Here is a 17,557-nt window from a genome sequence, read left to right as displayed (position 1 = left end):
AAAAATGTATTTCTGTGAGTTATCCTCTTGGATACGTTTTCATTATGCATGGTTTTCGACGGAATGCGAATCCAAAATTCTAAGATGTTTCTATCAAAATTCTGATGATGTCCCTTTGAGAATTTATAGTTCGTTTCTTCGGTACGTTAGCAAAACGGCAAAACAGCAAGCCGTCCGGACGATCCGGATCCCACTTGCTGTTTGCTCGTTTGAACTTCAACTAGAGAAAGAAAGGCTCGGTCTACCGCTGTCTCTACTTCACGAACGGGAACAGCAGTTTCTGGTTTTCCGGCCACAGCATATTGTTCAGGTCGATCAGCTTCGTATCCGTTGGAATCCGATCCTGCAGCTTCTCGCCTCGGGCAGCCTGGACGGCAGCGGCTACGGCCATGTAACCGTTGTTAAACGGGTTCTGTACAACCATCGCCTGCACCTTCTCCTCCTGAAGCAGCTCAAGCATTTCCGGCGGATTATCAAAAGCGATCATTTTCACTTTTCCGCCGTAGCCGAGCTCATCGACGGCCCGACCTGCGCCAATCGAAGATTCGGCGCTGAGCGACACGATGCCGTCCAGATCCGGGAACCGCTTCAGCATATCGGCCGTCAGGTTATAAGCGAGTTTCTCGTCCGAACCGCAGTATTGAATATCGACGACATGCACGCCGGGAAACCGGGCGATGTAGTCCAGGAATCCTTCCTCCCGTTGGTTCGCGTTTCGAGCGCCCTGGACAAAATTCATGATTCCGATTTCGCTTTCCGGTCCGGTCAGTTCAACCAACCGTTCGGCGGCTTTCTGGCCGGCTTCGTAGTTATTGGTACCGACGAAGGTCTTCACCTTGGTCGAGGCCACTTCCGAATCCATCGAAATGACAGGAATGTCGTAATAGGATGTTCGGTCTGTCACCTGCCCCAACGCTTCATAATCGGAAGCCGCCAAAATGATGGCATCGGGACGCCGCTTAATCGCCCCCTCCATCAGCTGGATTTGCCCTTCGACGTCGTTTTCGTTCTCCGGCGCCAGGAAATTCAACCGCACGTTATACTCTTTGGCCGCAACCTCCGCCCCCAGCTTAGTTGTCTTCCAGTAATCGCCGCGATCCATCTTGACGATCATGTCCACGTCGATAACCTGCTTGTTGTCTCCCCCTCCACCGGAGCGGCCGCAGGAGGACAGCAAAACGATCAGCAGGATGGAGGATAACAGCAGGCAAGCCAGATTCACGTACTTCGGCAATCGCTTCATGACTCCCTCCCTCCTTCTTCCGAACTTTCCGGCCGCACGGCCGGGATCGTAATCGTCACCGTTGTCCCTTCTTCCGGTTCGCTATCAAAATGAAGTCCATAGCTCGCGCCATAATAGAGCGTAATTCGCTCCTGTACGTTACGAACACCGACGCCCGACCCACTTTCACTTCGGATAGCCCCGCTAATGAGCTTCTCGACCGTTTCCGGAGACATCCCGATTCCGTTATCGCGGATACGAAAGACGAGCTTATCGCCTTCCAAACGGGCCTCCACCCGAATGAATCCCTCTTCGGCCGATTTTTCAATCCCGTGATGGATCGCGTTCTCGACGAGCGGTTGCAAGATCAGCTTTAAGGTTGAGCACTTCAATGCGTCTTCATCTGCGCTAATCTCATAGCGAAACTTGTTCTTGAACCGGATCGTTTGGATGATCAAATAATGGCGCACATGCTCCAACTCGTCCTGCACGCTAATGACGTGGTTCCCCTTGCTTAAGCTGATCCGGAAAAACCGCGACAGCGACGTTATCGTCGTAACAACCTCTTCGTTTCGTCCGAGCTCAGCCAGCCTTGTGACCGAGTTCAACGTGTTATAGAGGAAATGAGGATTGATCTGCGACTGCAGCACGTCAAGCTCGCTTTTGCGTTTGGCTTCCTGTTCCTGGATGATTTGATCCATCAACTCACGAATCCGGCGCAGCATCAGATTGAACCGCTTAGACAGCTGTTCGACTTCATAAGCGCCGCTAACATAGACATTCGTCCCGAAGTCCCCGCGTTCCACCATTTGAACGGAGCGCTCCAGCTTGCGAATCGGCTGGGAGATCCGGGCCGATACATAAATGCTGATGACCAGGATGATCGCGATTACGAGGGGCAAGAACCAGGACAGGAAATCGCCGACCTCCCTTTTTGTCGTCAAGAACTCGTCTGCGTAGGCCACCCCGACGATTTTCCACTCGGCCGGTTTGACCGTCTGAATCGTAATGATTCGCTGCTCCCCGTCTGACTCGTCGAAATAACGACCGTATGCATAATTCAGCACCGGCTCCAGATTTTCGTACTTCAATCCTGCATAAATCAGCTGTTGCTGTGGATGGTAGACGATATTCCCTACCTCGTCGATAATGTACACGTAACCTTTTTTGCCCAAGCTGATTCGACCGCTAAGCTCATCAATGGTACGGAAGTTGATGTCAATGACCAGCACGCCTTGCTTCAGCTTCCCTTGGTCCCGGTAGGTCACGGTTTTGCTCATCGAGACGACCCAGCGATACTGCCACTTAAACAAGTTCTGAATGTGAGGCGGGGTAAATTGCAGTTCCCCCGGATTTTCCATTGCGGATTCGAACCATAACTGCTCCTGCAGCCGTGTATTTTGCCGCATCGGAATGGACGGCATGTTACGCACCAGCTTCCCGTCCTCCGTAAACAACGCCATCGAAACCAGATCCTCGCGCGTACTGAGCACGGTCTCCAGTTGCTCCCCCAGTTGATCGTTGGTGGGCAGATCGGGGACTACGGCAATTTTTTGCTCCACAAGGTCAAAAATATCCTGCATTCCGCTAACATATAGCTCCAGGTTGGAATGAACCTGTTCAATGATTTGCTCTAAGCTTAAATAGGCATTCTCTTCCGCAGCTTGGGAGAAGCGGTTGAACAGCAAGGTGCTGACCAATACGACCGCAAGTACCGTAACGGCAATCGATGACAAGGATATCAGTACTTGAATGTTGCGCACATGGAAACCTTGAGCCATTCGTTTGACGGAACGCCACAATCTCATGAGCTTCTAGCTCCAGTGCGATATTCTTTGGGAGAAATGCCGTATTTCTTACGGAAGCAAAAACTGAAATAGTTGGGATCGGCAAACCCAACGCGTTCGGCGATTTCAAATGCTTTCAAGTCTGTTGTAGCCAGCAGGTCCTGTGCCGCATCCATCCGCACGCCCATCAAATAATTGACGAAGGTCGTTTTCGTCTCCTTCTTGAAAATGTTGCTGAAGTATCCGGTACTGATATGCAGATGCTGGCATACTCTGGCGATGGAGATGTCATTGTCCCCGTAATGCGTCATGATGTAATCCTTTGCTTCATCTACCAACTTGTTGTAGCTCGATTGCCGATCGGAGGCGATGGAATGCTTCAGCTTCATACAGACATCCAGGAACCAGGTCTTAGCTTCTTCCGCATGCGAGAACTTGATGAACTGACCTAGAAATCCGGCTCCCTCACCAAATAATTTGTCGAGGTCAACGTGTATGTCCTTGGCGACCTTGATCACCGAGGTCAACATTTCCAGCAAATACACCTGAAAATCCTGATAAGACGCCTTACTATCAGCTAAAGCCGAGAACAGTTCTTCCAATAAGTCAGTCAACTCTTGGTCGCTGCCAACCTTCAGGCAGCGGACCAACTCTTTCTCCCTTAGCTCGTCCATAGATAACGGAACGTACTGCCGTGATTCCACGTCCTCGATCCAGATCACTTTATTGCCACCGAGAATCACGCGGTAATCCAGCGCTTTGACGGCCTCTTCATAAGAGCCGGCGAGTTCACTCAGTTGCTCCACCTCAGAGCCGGCGCCAATCGTCACCGTTAGTTTAAGGAAACGCTCCACGCTAAAACGGATTTCTTCCAATAACTGTAGTGTTCGGTCTGCGAGTTGATCCTCCATGCTAGGCTCTGCTATGCTGAGCACCACAACCTCATCATGATGGATAAATGCCCGGTCTCCGGAATGAAGCCGGACCATCTCCTCGGCAATGTTATATATGGCAAACAGCTGTAACTGCGTATCGTTTGTATCCTTCAAGGAGACCGACGCCTGCCGATTCCCGGGTTCGCCGCTCCCAGATGATTCCCGACGGACCGCCGTAGAATCGATTCGGATCACGGAGACTTGATAACGTTCGCCGCTCAGATCCAGGTCATAATGCTCGCATTTCTCATGGATCTCTGTTTCCTGCAACCGGCGAGACACCAGGGAAGACAAAAACAGGCTCTGCAGGATTGGCAGATTTTTACGGTAATGCTCCGTCAGTAGCTGCACGTTTTCCTTCGCGGCCACCTCTTCATCTATCTGCATTTTCACCTTCGTTAAAATCTCGGCCAATTCTCCCGCCGAAAACGGTTTCAACACATATTCGTCGATGCCCAGTCGAATGGCTTTCTGCGCATATTCAAACTCCTCGTATCCGGTCAAAATAATGATCTTCGTGGCCGGGTATTGTTCACGAATCCACTCGGAGAGCTGCAAGCCGTTCATGAACGGCATTTGTATATCTGTTACCACAACGTCCGGCGCATGCTTCTCCACCAGCTCGGCCGCTTCCTTGCCGTTCTCTGCCGTCTCCATGACGGTATAACCGAGACTTTCCCAGTCGATCAGGCTCAGCAAGCCCTCCCGTACGTCCTCTTCGTCATCGGCCAATATCAACTTATACATCGATGGACCATCCTCTTCTATACCCTGATTTCCCCCCGATTTTATCGTATCGGTCCACAAAAGTAAATTGCGGATCATTTCGAGCTGATGGAAGGATCCAAGACCTTAGTCCAGTTTGTTTTCCGTCTTCGGTCCATTTTGGGATTCCCATAAAACAAGTACCATGATATTATCCTAAAGAACTATCATCAACTCTAAATGGTGGTCGAATTTATGAACAATGAGATGAAAATCTATATTCTATTAAGCAATCCAAAGACATTGGTCGCTAAAGCGATCGGATTATATACCCGCGCTCCTTACAATCATGCCTCCGTCGCCTTTGATCCTGAGCTGCGAGAAGTGTATAGCTTCGGGCGCAAACACCCCGTGATTCCGATCTTCGGCGGCTTCGTCAAGGAAGACATTCACTGCGGGGTATTCGAAAAGGCGACCTGCGCCGTGTATAGCTGCAAGGTTAGTGCGGAGAACTACATGCGCATGAGAAATTTCGTAAAAACTTTTGAGGACAACGGTGAACTGTATAAATATAACTTCATAGGCCTGTTGGGCGTGATCTTAAACATGGAACTTGGCGGAGAGAACTCCTACTTCTGCTCTCAGTTCGTCAGCCGGGTGTTTCAAGAAGCCGGGGTCAAACTGCTGGATAAATCCGCAGGATTAACTACCCCGTCCGATCTCTGCGGTTGCTCGCAGCTCCAACTCGAATTCCGCGGACGCCTTGAAACCTACCGCGAGTTATACTGCTATTCACGTCGGTCCGCAGTGGCGTATGAGCAAAGCCGGTATTATGCGGCGAATTAATTTTGATTAACCACTGTCGGATTGAGCATGACCAAATAGCGCTATGTTTTCACCTTATTTGGTGGGAATAGCGCTATTTTAAAATCACCCTATTCTGCTGTTGGTCGTGATTTTCAGGCGGATAAGGTGAGTTTGTGGCGCTAAATTGTTTTGAGTCGGACAATTATTCAACGATAAAAGGTTTTGGCGCACCATATTGCTGCAGCCATTGCACGATTTCTTGATTTCTCTGCTCGATGTACTTATCCTCTAATCCATGCTGACCATTCGGGTACACCACAAGCTTTACGGTTTTACCCACCTTCTCCATTTCATCCGCAAATAATTGAACGGTTTGCCGGCGTCATGATGAATGGTCATATCTGTATATTATCCCATAAAAAAGGATAGGCCTAGGCCTATCCTACGATTGGAGTCCCTTTAAGGAGGCTTCCGCTAAGCTAAATAAGCTTCCTTGACCTGCTCGTTGGCGAGCAGCAAATCAGCCGCGTCTTCCATCAAGATTTCACCGGTTTGCATCACGTAGCCGCGGTGAGCAATTTGCAAGGCTTGATAGGCATTTTGCTCCACAAGCAGCACGGTCATCCCCTCACGGTTCAGCTGTTGAATAATTTCGAAAATTTGCTCAACGATAATCGGCGCGAGCCCCATCGAGGGTTCGTCCAGCAGCAGTATTTTCGGCTGCATCATCATCGCCCGACCGATGGCCAGCATTTGCTGCTCCCCTCCGCTCATCGTTCCGCCCGTTTGCGCCAACCGTTCCCGCAGCCGCGGAAAATGGTCGAACACCCTCTCCATCCGCTGCTTAATCTTCTTTTTGTCGCTCACCGAAAAAGCACCCATCTCCAAATTTTCCTTCACCGTCAACCGCGGGAAGATCCGTCGTCCTTCCGGCACATGCGCGATCCCTTCCAACGCCGCCCGGTGCGGAGGTAAGTTTGACATTTCGGTGTCGTTGAAGCGGATGGTGCCGGTCATGTTCACCTGTCCGCAAATCGCCTTAAGCGTAGTGGACTTCCCGGCCCCATTCGAACCGATCAGCGACACGATCTCCCCGGCCTCCACGGTCAGGGTAACTCCTTTAAGCGCTTCAATCGCTCCGTAATACGCGTGTACCTCTCGCAGCTCCAGCAAACTCATGAAATCACCTCAAGCCGAACCGCTTCTCCTTGGACAGCGCTTTTGCCCAGGTACGCTTCAATCACTTTCGGATGTGCACGGATATGGTCAGGTCCGCCTTCTGCAATTTTCGTCCCGTAATCCAGGACAAGAATGTGCTCGGATAACTCCATCACGAGCTTCATGTCATGCTCGATCAGGATGATGGTCATTCCGGTTTCCTTCTGAATTCGCCGAATCAAGCCGATCAATTCAGTCGTCTCGCGCGGATTCATCCCGGCTGCCGGTTCGTCCAGCAGCAGCACCTTAGGCTTCGCCGCCAGCGCCCGGGCGATCTCGAGCCGCCGCTGAGCGCCGTAAGGCAGGTTGGACGCTTGTTCGTTCAACAACGCTTGCAAACCGACGAACTCCAATAAACGGTATGCCTCCCGATGCACCAACTCCTCCTCATGTCGGGCAGCCGGCAGCGAGAGCAGCGTGCCGATGATCCCCGTCCTCAGATGGATGTGCATGCCCACCATGACGTTTTCCAGCACGGTCATGCTGCCGAACAGGCGAATGTTCTGGAACGTCCGGGCAATTCCCAGGCTCACGATCTGATGGGGTTTGACGCCAACGATGGACGTTCCATCCAGTTCAATCACACCTTCGTCCGGAGTATAAATGCCGGTAATCAGGTTAAAAAACGTCGTTTTCCCGGCCCCGTTAGGACCGATCACAGCGGAAATTTTGCCGCGCGGGAACGCAAAGTCAACGCCTCCAACCGCCGTTAATCCGCCGAAGCGTTTGACCAGCTTATTGACCTTCAGAATCGTCATTGACCTACACCTCCGCTTTGTTGTTTCGCCGGCGGCAAGACGGATAATGCTTTGCCCAAACGCTGCTCCTTAAGCCGCTCGGCATCCACCTTCTTGTTCTTGGCCGTGATCAGGCCATTGGGTCTGAAGATAGCAACGAGCACCAGGATCGCTCCAAAGATGAGTCGCTGCATCTTGGACGGCGAGATCGAGTTAGGGATATGAATGATTCCCTGCAGAGTCAACTGATTTAGCCAATTGGTAAGCTCGGTGAGCACCTGCAGATTCAGGATCGTCACCAAAGCCGCGCCGAGAATGACGCCGGGTACGCTGCCCATCCCGCCAAGCAGCACCATGACCAGAATCGTAATCGATTCGAGCAATGTAAAGCTGGTCGGATCGATAAACGTTTGCTTCGCGGCAAAAACCACCCCCATCATGCCTGAAAATGAAGCACCGATGGCAAAAGCGGTCAATTTGGTTCGAATGAGCGGGATACCCATCGATTGCGCGGCGATCTCGTTCTCCCGTATCGCCTTCCATGCCCGTCCAAGCCGGGAATACTCCAAGCGTTTGACGCTAAAAATGACGATTGCCAGAATAAAAATAACGATGAAATAAAACTGGTTCGGAAACGTGAAGGAGAGGCCAAACAAGCTCGGAGGCCGAATCGAAGACAACCCCATCGCCCCGTTCGTGATGTTCACCGGTTTATCCAGATTGTTAAAGATGATGCGGATGATTTCTCCGAACCCCAACGTGACGATGGCCAAATAGTCGCCCTTGACCCGAAGTACCGGCAAACCGAGTAAGAGCCCGAACAATGCAGCCATAAACCCGCCAAGCACGATAAAGATCCAAAACGCGCCCCCAGGCAGCGGAAACCAGTGACCGGAGATAAATTCGTTCGCCTGCGGTGTGGCAAAGATGGCGTACGTATAAGCCCCTACCGCAAAGAAGGCAACGAAACCGAGGTCAAGCAGTCCGGCGAATCCGACCACGATGTTAAGACCTAGCGCCATGGCGATGTAAATGCCGCACTGCGTGGCCACCTCCATGTACGACTGATGGGCCGGACCACCCGAAGTAGCAAACGGGATCACCGCAAGCAGCAGCACCGCTCCGATCCCCCATTTGATCGAGGTTCGGAAGGTCGTTAAATACAAGAGTAGCAAGGAGCCAAGTAAGAGCAGAAAGGAGATGACCGACTTATCCGAGAAATACACACCAGCTGCCGCGACCAAGATAAACAACGTTAATAACAAAGCTTGTGCGAATGGGCTTCGCCCCAACCAGAGCTTCAGTTGATTCATGGCAGATCACCTACACCTTCTCTTTCACGGCCTTGCCGAATAAGCCCTCCGGCTTGAAAATCAGCACCGCGATTAGGATCAGAAAAGCGACGACGTCTTTATATTCCCCGCCTAACGCGCCCCCCGTTATGGCCGACAGGTTGGCTGAGGAGAACATCTCCAATACGCCGATGAACAACCCGCCGAACATGGCGCCCCGGATGTTGCCAATGCCGCCGAGGACCGCAGCGGTGAAGGCTTTCATCCCTAAGATAAACCCGATATACGGGTCGATGGTTCCATACTGCTGGGCGAACAGGACGCCGGTCCCGCCGCCTAGCGCCGACCCAATAAAGAAAGTCAAAGCAATCACTTTATTCACGTTAATCGACATCAACGACGCCGTTTCCCGATCCTGGGCTACGGCCCGCATGGCGGTTCCCCATTTGGTGCGGTTCACGAAAAAGTCGAGACCCACCATGAGTACGACAGCCACCGTCACAACGATGATCGTATTCGTCTTAAGAAATGCGTCGTCAAACCCGCTCCATAAGGATGAAGCACCGAGCTTCAGGTTATCGCCGTACAACGAGATGCCGGTAACGATAAAATTCCCGGTACGGATATCCGCGATAAACCGTACGATATCCTGCAGCAGGAAGGACACTCCGATCGCCGAGATCAGCGAGATCAGCTTCGGAGCTCGGCGGAGCGGCCGATAGGCCACCCGCTCGATCCCGATCCCCAGCATCCCGGTTGACAGCATCGCCGTCGCCAGAATGAGGAAGTAGGCGAGTCCGGCAGGCAGCCCGGTCAGCCAACCTGCCGAGTTCATCGTCAGCAAGGCTGCGGTGCCTACGAACGCGCCGGTCATAAATATTTCTCCATGCGCGAAATTAATGAATTCGAGAATGCCGTAGACCATCGTGTAACCGATGGCCACCACCGCGTAGACGGCACCCAAAGTTAATCCGTCCACCAATACTTGAGGGAGTGTTTGCAGGATCATATCCATAAGTCCTTATCCCTTCTGCGTTATTGCCGAGAGTTCATTACTTCGGCTGTTCGATCTCCGAAACCATCGTGCCAGGGTAGGTTGGCGAATCGAATTTATAAATGAAGACCTTGGCGTATTCATTATCGCCTTTGTCGTCAAAGCTGACTTTCGTGGCGATACCCTCGAAGTCGGTCGTAGCTCGGACCGCATCACGGACCTGTTCGCGAGTCGGAAGCTTGCCGCCATTGCCCTCGATCGCTTTTTCCACCGCGTTTAAGATGACATTCATCGAATCATAGGCATAAGCGGAGTAGTTCTCGACGGATTTGCCGAACTTGGCTTTATACTTATCCGCCCATTCCTTGTTGGATTTCGTGACGTCCGTAGACACGGAGCTGTAGGCAACTTCCGTCAGCTTGTCGCCGGCGATGTCGACCATGCCCGAGGAATCCAGCGCGTCTCCGCCCATGATCGGCACCGTGATGCCTTTCTCGCGCGCCTGTTTGACGATCAGTCCCGCCTCCGCATACATCCCGCCGAAGAAAATAAAATCCGGCTTCTTGCTGAGCACCTGGTTCAGTACGCCGTTAAAATCCTTCTCCCCAACCGTAATGCCCTCGTAACCGGCGATGGTCGCCCCCAGCTCTTCGGCTGCGCTGCGGAAAGCGTCGGCCAGCCCCTGCCCATAAGCCGTTTTATCCTGGATGACGAATATATTTTTCGCTCCCACGGTTTTCACGGCATATTCGGCGCCCGCCGGTCCCTGGAAATCGTCGCGGGCAACGATCCGGTTGGCCGCTTTCAGCTTCCGGTCGGTGAAGTCGGTTGCCGTGCTGGCCGGGGAGACCATCGGAATCCCGTATTTCTCGTATACGACCGAGCTTGGAATCGATACCCCCGAGTTTAGATGTCCCAGTACCGCCAATACCGCTTGGTCGGCGCCGATCAGTTCGGAGTTGGCGACACCTTTCTTTGAATCGCCTTGATCGTCGTAAGGCACGAATTGCAAGTTAAATCCCAATTCCTTAAATTCCGTTTGACGCTCCTCCAGCGCCATCTGCCCTCCGAGCTTAATCGATTCCCCTTGAATCGCCGAGCCCCCGGATAACGGGGATTGCGAAGCAATCTTGATGACCGTCAGTTCGCCTCCGGCTGCGGCGGCATTGCCATCCGCAGGTTTCGAAGTGTTGCCGGACGAATTGCATGCCGAGAGTAACCCCATGATTAGAAAAGTGCTGACAAGCCAAACATAGCTTTTTTTGCCCTTCATACGCATCCTCCTAAAATGGACATTTTCCTAGGGTTGAACCCCGGTCACTGTTAACTATATGTCATAATACATAACACAATAGATATCATCCGCTTCATATATGTTAGTATTCGTGACATTTGAGAATGAATTTAACCTATTGACTACAAAAAACTACGGTATCCTACCCAATACAAAAAAAGAAATGTTAAAATATTTTACATTCCCTTCTCATTCTCCCACGCAAGCACAAAAAAGCCCCGTCCTAAAAAAGGACGGAGCCTGAATCGCAGTTTGTCTACTGATTTAAGTTATATTTAGGTTTAGCTTAACGGCTTATTCATCCGGTAACCGGTGCAGCTGAAGCCGCAATGCTCATAAAACATTTTCGCGGACAGATGATTCTCTCGGGCTGTAGAAAGAACCAGATCCGTGCTACCACGTTCGATGGCCCACTTCTCCGCCTCCATGATCAACCGTCTCCCGATCCCTGTACCACGGTGTTTCTCTTCAACGACCAAAGCTGTAATCCGGGTGACCGGTTTAATCATATCATGCGTCTGATGCTGCTTGAGAAAAGCTGTCCCTACGACCACACCGTCGAGTTCCGCAACCAGATTGCCTAGCAGTAACTGACCTTCCAGCATTGCTAGACGTTCCTTCAACACACTTGCCGTCATCGGATAACGCAACTGACGCATTAAAGGAAGCATGTGTTGAACATCGTCGCAACAACCGTTGCGAATGACCAGAGCCGGAGCTAACGCCTCAATACTCAATTGGACCAAACCACCTTCAATAAATTTGCCGATTCCTAATCCAATTCTATTTTCCGGTTTTATGTCCAAGATTGCAATAGTTCTAATTAAAAATGCACATATTTTTCGATAAAAAGTTACAAAAACCGAAATTGGGCTTCGACCAAGCCGTAATAGATTCCCTTTTGTTCCATCAGTTCCCTGTGCGTACCTGATTCTTTAATCTGACCATGGTCCAAGACGATGATCTTGTCGGCATTGCGGATGGTAGATAGCCTATGGGCGACGATAAAAGACGTCCTCCCCTTGAGGAGCACCTTTAACGCGTCCTGGATCTTCAGCTCGGTCTCCGTATCAATGCTTGCTGTCGCCTCGTCGAGGATCAGAATCCGCGGATTCGCCAGCAGCGCACGGGCAAATGACAATAGCTGACGTTGCCCCATCGAGAGCACGTTGCCGCGTTCCTCCACCTCCGTATTGTAGCCGGACGGTAGCTTCATGATAAAATCATGGGCGTCCACCGCTCTGGCCGCAGCCTCTACTTCCTCATCCGTCGCGTCCAAGCGACCGAAACGAATATTGTCCCGAATCGTTCCTGAGAAAATAAACGTATCCTGCAGTACAACTCCGATTTGGCTGCGAAGGCTCTGGACGGTGACCTCGCGAATATCATGACCGTCGATCACCACCGAACCGCGGCTCGGGTCGTAGAAACGGCTGAGCAGGTTGATGATCGTGCTTTTTCCCGAACCCGTATGGCCGACAAGCGCGATCGATTGGCCGGGACGAACGTCCAAGTCGATGCCTTTCAAGGCTGGGCGCCCTTTTTCATATTCAAACACGACCTGATTAAAGCGAATCCCTCCCGTAATCGCCGGGAGCGGCTTAGCTCCTGGCTGATCCGCGATATTCGGCTCCTCGTCGATAAATTCGAAGATCCGTTCAGAGGAAGCCATCGCCACCAGCAGTTGGTTGTACATTTGTCCCAGGCGATTGATCGGATCCCAGAAGTTCCCCACATAGTTGCTAAACGCCACCAGCAGGCCAATCGTCAGTTCTCCGGTCTGAATGAGGTAAACGCCCAACATAAACAGCACGAACGTGCCGATGCCCCCGGTAATTTCGATTAAAGGACCAAAACCCTGATTCATGGCCGACGCTTTGTCCCACGACTTCTTGCTGCTCAGGTTCATCGAATCGAAGTAACGCATGTTCTCCCGTTCTTGGGTGTAGGCTTGGGTGACGCGAATCCCTTGAATCGATTCATTCAAATGGGAGTTGATCCGCGAGTTCTTCATGCGAACTTCCTGCCAGGCCATCCGGATTTTTTGCCGCAGTTTGGTGGAGATCAGGAACATGATCGGCACGGTGATCATCACCGCAAGTCCCAGTTTCCAATTGATCAGCAATAAAATCACGACAATCCCGGCCAACTGCACGCAGTCGATCATCAGGTTAACGACCCCGTTGGTGAACAACTCCTGCAGGGAATTAACGTCATTGGTCACCCGCACTAGCACCGAGCCGGCCGGACGCTTGTCGAAGAAGTTGAAGGAAAGCTTCTGGATATGCTTAAACAAATCGGCGCGCAGGTCATAAATGACCTTCTGTCCAATAATGTTCGTGTATTTAATCCGGTATACGCCGGAAACCCACTGAATCAGGTATAGGATGAGGACGGCGACGGTGATGCCGTACAGCAACGTTAAGCTGGTTTGGCCGTTCTCCGGCGCGATCGCCCGGTCGATGGCTAGACTCGTCAAATAGGGCACGGCCAGCTTCGTTACTGTACCTAGCACCGTCATCAGGACAATCAAAGGCAACATCTGTTTGGCGTAAGGGATCATATAGGCAAAAAGCCGGCGGAATTGCTGCCAATCAAAAGCCTTGTCAATCACCTCGTCATCCTGGTAAACGAAGCGTTCCTCGATTTTTCCGCGGGCTGATTCTTTCCCTTGAGGCTTCCGCCCGGTTACCGTTTGCGTATTCATACGTCACCTTCCCGTTCACGCCGGGCCGCTCCATCCAGATGGTCCGCGTATTGGATTCGGTACACATCCCGGTACGGACCGGGAACCTCAATCAGTTGCTCATGTTTGCCGCGTTGCACAACCCTTCCTTCATTCAAGACGAGAATTTCGTCCGCGTGGCGCAGAGAAGAGATTCGGTGTGCGATGATAAATGTCGTTCGCCCCCGCATGACTTCTTGAAAGCCCGATTGGATCTCCTGCTCGGTCTCCATGTCCACCGCGCTGGTGGCATCGTCCAAAATGAGGATTTTCGGATTTTTGAGCAAAGCGCGGGCGATCGCGATCCGTTGCTTCTGCCCGCCCGACAATCCGAGTCCTCGCTCACCCACTACGGTATCGTACCCGTCCGGCAGCTCCATGATAAAATCGTGCGCCTTCGCCAATTGGGCAACGCGAATGATTTGCTCCATGGATACATTGTTCATGCCGTACGCGATATTCCCTTTAATGGTCGATGAGAATAGAAATGTCTCTTGGAACACGGTGGCGATTTGGCTTCGCAAGCTGCGCACGTTGATCTCTCGAATGTCTTTGCCGTCCAGGCGGATATGGCCTTTGTTGACGTCATAAGCACGCATCAACAGCTGGATGATCGTTGATTTGCCGGACCCGGTGCCGCCGAGAAAGCCGATGACCGAACCAGGTGAGGCATGAAACTCGATGTCGACGACAGCCGGCATTTTGTTTCCGTATGCGAAGGTGACCCGATCGAACTGGACATCGCCGCGAACCTGCTCCGGATCGAGCTCTACGGCCCGCGCTTCGTCCTTGACGTCAATCGGTTGATTCAAAATTTCCAGCACTCGTTCCCCGGATGCCTTCGATTGCGTATAGTTGTTAATATGGAAGCCTAGGCCCCACATCGGGCCGATGATAAACCAGATCAAACTAAAGAAGGCGACTAAATCGCCGAGCGTCAGCTGCTCCTTGATCACCAATGTGCCGCCGGCCGCCAGAAGAACCGCAACGCTAATCGAAGCCAGCAACTCCATCACCGGAAAGAATTTGCTCCACAAGGTAGCCGCAAAGATCTGGTTATCCTTATATCGCTCGTTCCGATGCGAGAACTTCTCCACCTCATGCGGCTCCCGGGCGAACGATTTGACGGTGCGCACCCCGGTTACGTTCTCCTGTACTGCAGTCGTCAAGGAACTGAGTGCCTGGCGCATTTCCTGGAATGCCGGATGAATTTTCGACTCGAATTTGAGCGCCACACCGGCTAAGAATGGAATCGTGATCATCGTCAGTAAGGTCAACTGCCAGTGAATGGACAACATTACCGCCGATCCGAAGGTCACCATCAGGACGAGATTAAGCAACTGGGCGAAGCCAAACCCGACGAAGTTGCGGATCGCTTCCAAATCCCCCGTTAATCGGGACATTAAATCCCCGGTTTTCGCTGTGTCGTAATAGCGGAACGATAGAAATTGTAGTTTTTCGTAGCAGGCGTTACGTAGTCGGTAAGCGAGATAATTCCCCAATCTTCCGCCGAAGAATCCGTGCAGGAACTGCAGCAGCGCCTTGACGGCCACGACGGAAACCGCCATGGCGGCAATCCACACCACTTCCCCGTAATTTCCCGGCCGAATCACATCGTCGATCAGCTTGCGCAGCAGCATTGGATAAACTAAGCCCAGTCCGGTAGCTGCCGCCAAACATAAAATCGACAACACCAAGTAATTCAACTTTGCCTGGTAATATCCCCGAAGTTGCCTGAGAACCTCCATGTCACTCCTCCTACACCCGTTAGTTGGAATTAACTTGATCAACCGTCATAAACCAACGATTCCGGACGTCTTGGATGAAATAACAGAGGGATCTGTCTGAACGCCGCGAAACCTGTCACAGCCTGGAAGCATGCGCTTTCATGGCTATAGCTCTTTGCAGTTTATCATTCGGATTTTCCCGCGGCAAAGCGAAGAAAAGCCTAATATCCCTTAAATTTGGAATATTAGGCCTCTATCGCCGGTTAAACCGGCTTATCTTTCATAAAAAGCTTCCATTTCCTCCACATCCCGCCCGATTTGAGCAAGGATGCTTTTCCAATGCGACAACTCCTCCGGCGAAGCTTTGGAACCTTGAATGCTTTGCTCCCATTCCGACCACAGGCCGCGGAACGTTTCGGCGGTTTGTGCCTTCCGTAATGCGATTTCTTGTTCGTAATGCTCCCGGAAGTTCGTCTCCATCCCCTCAACGATCTTCTTCAACTTGGCAAGCAGTGGATCTTCGAGCTTAGCCCGCAACTGCAAGCGGCCGCCTCCTTCAAAAAATGTTTTCGGATTTTTGAAGATGGGCCAATACGTCTCTGGTTCCAACGTTCCGCCGTCGAGCAAACCTTCGGGTATCGTCGGCGTATTCCAGCTCGTTTCGCCCTCCGTATAGCTAAGCGGCATTTCCAGCGCCGCCTCATGCCGACGGCACCAAGCTTCCGCTTCGCGGCGGAGCAACGCCTCTGCTTTTCGCTCCAGGCGCAGGGTCGTGGCAAGCAGTTCGCGCTCCAATTCACCCGAAATTTGATCCAACCAACCGCGCATGGCGACGGTAAAGTTACGTTTCAGCGGACCGTTGTGCTCCTGCAGCAGCGAAGGGTGGAAAAATTCGGCGAACAGCTCCAACGCCTGCAGCCGAACGCGCTGCACGACGTGGAACAGCAACTCGGAATTCTCCTGGGCCCACTCCCTGCCGATATCGACCTGAACAAACTCGGCGACCGCCTGTTCGAAGGCATCTCGGCGTCCACGTAAGGCGGTGAGCCGCTGCTCTGCATTTTCTGCGTTGTGCCCGGCGGCTTCCGTCCATTTGAATAACCGTTCGTGCATCTGCTTCACCATTGCAGCAGCGGAAGATACGGCCAGATTCCCCAGATCCTGTTCCAGAAAAGCGGAGAACCGCTGTCGGAAGAGGGTGAAGCCCGGGTCGTTCGCAACGTTCCCCTGAACTGCGGCCATGGCTCGCATACTGGATACGGCAAACACGTTAGGTTGCTGGATCCCTGCCGTGCGGAGACCCTCCCGTACATGCTCCACGACGGCGGTGAGTTCATCGTCCGAAGCCGCAAGATCGGCGGCGTTAACAACGAAGAACATTTTATCCAGGGCAAAGCTGCCTTTCATCCGTCCCAACTGGCTTAACAGCTGCTTGTCGGCTCGCGAAAACGCGTGATTGTAGTAGGTCACGAAGATAATCGCATCGGAGTCCTTCATATATTGGAAAGTCACTCCCGTATGACGGGCATGGATGGAATCCGCCCCTGGGGTGTCCACCAGCACGATTCCTTGTTCGGTTAATGAACAACTGTAGTAAAAGTCGATTTCGGCCACGAAGCAAGCCTTCTTCTCGTTTGCGGCGTAGCTGCGGAACATCTCCGCCTCCACGACCTCCACTTGGCCGAATCGTCCGGCTGACTCTGTCCATCCGGCGGCCGCAGCTTTCAGGAAGCTGTAGTGAGCGCGACCGGCCGCCGGAATGTCTTCAGGTTTCAAGCGCCGAACCGCCTCTAGCCAGGCCGTCTCCGACCAAGTTCCCAAACCTAGAGCTTGGAAGGAATAGGCCAGGTCTTCGCGGATCGCCTCGGCGCTCTTGAATTTGACAGCGGCCGTGTTATGGCGCTGGCCTCCAGCGGGCGCCATCACGCGGATGATCGCCGCGGTGGTCGGATGCGGCGATACGGGCAACACGGCTTCGCCTAGCAAAGCGCTGGCGAAGGACGATTTTCCGGCGCTGAACGCCCCGAACAGCGCCACCGTGAAGACGCCGCCGCGCTGTTCGGCGGCGCGCCGGGTCAGCTCCCGCACCCCGGTGCCGAAGGCCGGGTGGGGAG

At 52.5% G+C, this 17,557-nt stretch carries 14 protein-coding genes; 1 reads left to right on the top strand and 13 read right to left on the bottom strand.

Translation table 11 applies throughout. The annotated features are described in order from the left end of the window. Positions 1-253 precede the first annotated feature (253 nt). Genes IM700_RS13260 through IM700_RS13250 form a run of 3 tightly spaced genes read right to left on the bottom strand, consistent with a single transcriptional unit; the run spans position 254 to position 4,691 of the window. A complete protein-coding gene (locus IM700_RS13260) occupies positions 254-1,243 on the bottom strand; it encodes a substrate-binding domain-containing protein (RefSeq protein WP_193416056.1) in 990 nt (329 codons plus the stop codon). Further along, positions 1,240-3,030: a sensor histidine kinase gene (locus IM700_RS13255; RefSeq protein WP_155608494.1), complete on the bottom strand. Its 1,791-nt coding sequence runs from the start codon at positions 3,028-3,030 to the stop codon at positions 1,240-1,242. The genes IM700_RS13260 and IM700_RS13255 overlap by 4 nt, the downstream gene beginning before the upstream one ends. Further along, on the bottom strand, positions 3,027-4,691 hold the full coding sequence (locus IM700_RS13250) for a response regulator (protein ID WP_193416055.1): 1,665 nt from the start codon (positions 4,689-4,691) through the stop codon (positions 3,027-3,029). Before IM700_RS13250 ends, IM700_RS13255 begins: the two co-directional genes overlap by 4 nt. A 213-nt stretch (positions 4,692-4,904) precedes the next feature. Here IM700_RS13250 and IM700_RS13245 point away from each other — a divergent pair, with 213 nt between their 5' ends. Beyond that, the gene (locus IM700_RS13245) at positions 4,905-5,495 is read left to right on the top strand and encodes a C40 family peptidase (protein ID WP_167521293.1); all 591 of its coding nucleotides are present in this window, start codon (positions 4,905-4,907) and stop codon (positions 5,493-5,495) included. Positions 5,496-5,658: 163 nt separating this feature from the next. Here the strand turns inward: IM700_RS13245 and IM700_RS13240 are convergent, their stop codons facing one another. The 10 genes from IM700_RS13240 to IM700_RS13195 form a co-directional block, all read right to left on the bottom strand. Further along, on the bottom strand, positions 5,659-5,796 hold the full coding sequence (locus tag IM700_RS13240) for a hypothetical protein (RefSeq protein WP_204801153.1): 138 nt from the start codon (positions 5,794-5,796) through the stop codon (positions 5,659-5,661). 134 nt (positions 5,797-5,930) lie between these two features. Beyond that, positions 5,931-6,635: an ABC transporter ATP-binding protein gene (locus tag IM700_RS13235; protein ID WP_155608498.1), complete on the bottom strand. Its 705-nt coding sequence runs from the start codon at positions 6,633-6,635 to the stop codon at positions 5,931-5,933. Next, positions 6,632-7,432, bottom strand: coding sequence for an ABC transporter ATP-binding protein (locus IM700_RS13230; protein WP_193416054.1), 801 nt, complete (start codon positions 7,430-7,432; stop codon positions 6,632-6,634). Before IM700_RS13230 ends, IM700_RS13235 begins: the two co-directional genes overlap by 4 nt. Next, complete coding sequence (locus tag IM700_RS13225) at positions 7,429-8,724, bottom strand: branched-chain amino acid ABC transporter permease (RefSeq protein ID WP_193416053.1); 1,296 nt, start codon at positions 8,722-8,724, stop codon at positions 7,429-7,431. The genes IM700_RS13230 and IM700_RS13225 overlap by 4 nt, the downstream gene beginning before the upstream one ends. Positions 8,725-8,734: 10 nt before the next feature. Beyond that, positions 8,735-9,718: a branched-chain amino acid ABC transporter permease gene (locus IM700_RS13220; RefSeq protein WP_193416052.1), complete on the bottom strand. Its 984-nt coding sequence runs from the start codon at positions 9,716-9,718 to the stop codon at positions 8,735-8,737. A 37-nt stretch (positions 9,719-9,755) separates the two neighbouring features. Beyond that, positions 9,756-10,970, bottom strand: coding sequence for a branched-chain amino acid ABC transporter substrate-binding protein (locus IM700_RS13215; RefSeq protein WP_193416051.1), 1,215 nt, complete (start codon positions 10,968-10,970; stop codon positions 9,756-9,758). Between the two features lie 302 nt (positions 10,971-11,272). After that, entirely contained in the window at positions 11,273-11,728 is a 456-nt protein-coding gene (locus tag IM700_RS13210) for a GNAT family N-acetyltransferase (RefSeq protein ID WP_193416050.1), read from the bottom strand. 116 nt (positions 11,729-11,844) lie between these two features. Further along, positions 11,845-13,698, bottom strand: a complete 1,854-nt coding sequence (locus IM700_RS13205; protein WP_155608502.1) for an ABC transporter ATP-binding protein — start codon at positions 13,696-13,698, stop codon at positions 11,845-11,847. Then, a complete protein-coding gene (locus IM700_RS13200; protein ID WP_155608503.1) occupies positions 13,695-15,464 on the bottom strand; it encodes an ABC transporter ATP-binding protein in 1,770 nt (589 codons plus the stop codon). The genes IM700_RS13205 and IM700_RS13200 overlap by 4 nt, the downstream gene beginning before the upstream one ends. A 252-nt stretch (positions 15,465-15,716) precedes the next feature. Continuing rightward, on the bottom strand, positions 15,717-17,557 hold a 1,841-nt coding region (locus IM700_RS13195; protein WP_204801151.1), incomplete at its 5' end, for a dynamin family protein.

This window comes from Paenibacillus rhizolycopersici (assembly GCF_014947195.2).
GTDB lineage: Bacteria > Bacillota > Bacilli > Paenibacillales > Paenibacillaceae > Fontibacillus > Fontibacillus rhizolycopersici.
This window is presented reverse-complemented; position numbering and strand designations above follow the sequence as displayed.

What these genes read in the sequence shown, in the direction of transcription:
- IM700_RS13260 (WP_193416056.1), bottom strand. Translation starts at nt 1,243, where the DNA reads ATGAAGCGATTGCCGAAGTACGTGAATCTGGCTTGCCTGCTGTTATCC.
- IM700_RS13255 (WP_155608494.1), bottom strand. Translation starts at nt 3,030, where the DNA reads ATGAGATTGTGGCGTTCCGTCAAACGAATGGCTCAAGGTTTCCATGTG.
- IM700_RS13250 (WP_193416055.1), bottom strand. Translation starts at nt 4,691, where the DNA reads ATGTATAAGTTGATATTGGCCGATGACGAAGAGGACGTACGGGAGGGC.
- IM700_RS13245 (WP_167521293.1), top strand. Translation starts at nt 4,905, where the DNA reads ATGAACAATGAGATGAAAATCTATATTCTATTAAGCAATCCAAAGACA.
- IM700_RS13235 (WP_155608498.1), bottom strand. Translation starts at nt 6,635, where the DNA reads ATGAGTTTGCTGGAGCTGCGAGAGGTACACGCGTATTACGGAGCGATT.
- IM700_RS13230 (WP_193416054.1), bottom strand. Translation starts at nt 7,432, where the DNA reads ATGACGATTCTGAAGGTCAATAAGCTGGTCAAACGCTTCGGCGGATTA.
- IM700_RS13225 (WP_193416053.1), bottom strand. Translation starts at nt 8,724, where the DNA reads ATGAATCAACTGAAGCTCTGGTTGGGGCGAAGCCCATTCGCACAAGCT.
- IM700_RS13220 (WP_193416052.1), bottom strand. Translation starts at nt 9,718, where the DNA reads ATGGATATGATCCTGCAAACACTCCCTCAAGTATTGGTGGACGGATTA.
- IM700_RS13215 (WP_193416051.1), bottom strand. Translation starts at nt 10,970, where the DNA reads ATGAAGGGCAAAAAAAGCTATGTTTGGCTTGTCAGCACTTTTCTAATC.
- IM700_RS13205 (WP_155608502.1), bottom strand. Translation starts at nt 13,698, where the DNA reads ATGAATACGCAAACGGTAACCGGGCGGAAGCCTCAAGGGAAAGAATCA.
- IM700_RS13200 (WP_155608503.1), bottom strand. Translation starts at nt 15,464, where the DNA reads ATGGAGGTTCTCAGGCAACTTCGGGGATATTACCAGGCAAAGTTGAAT.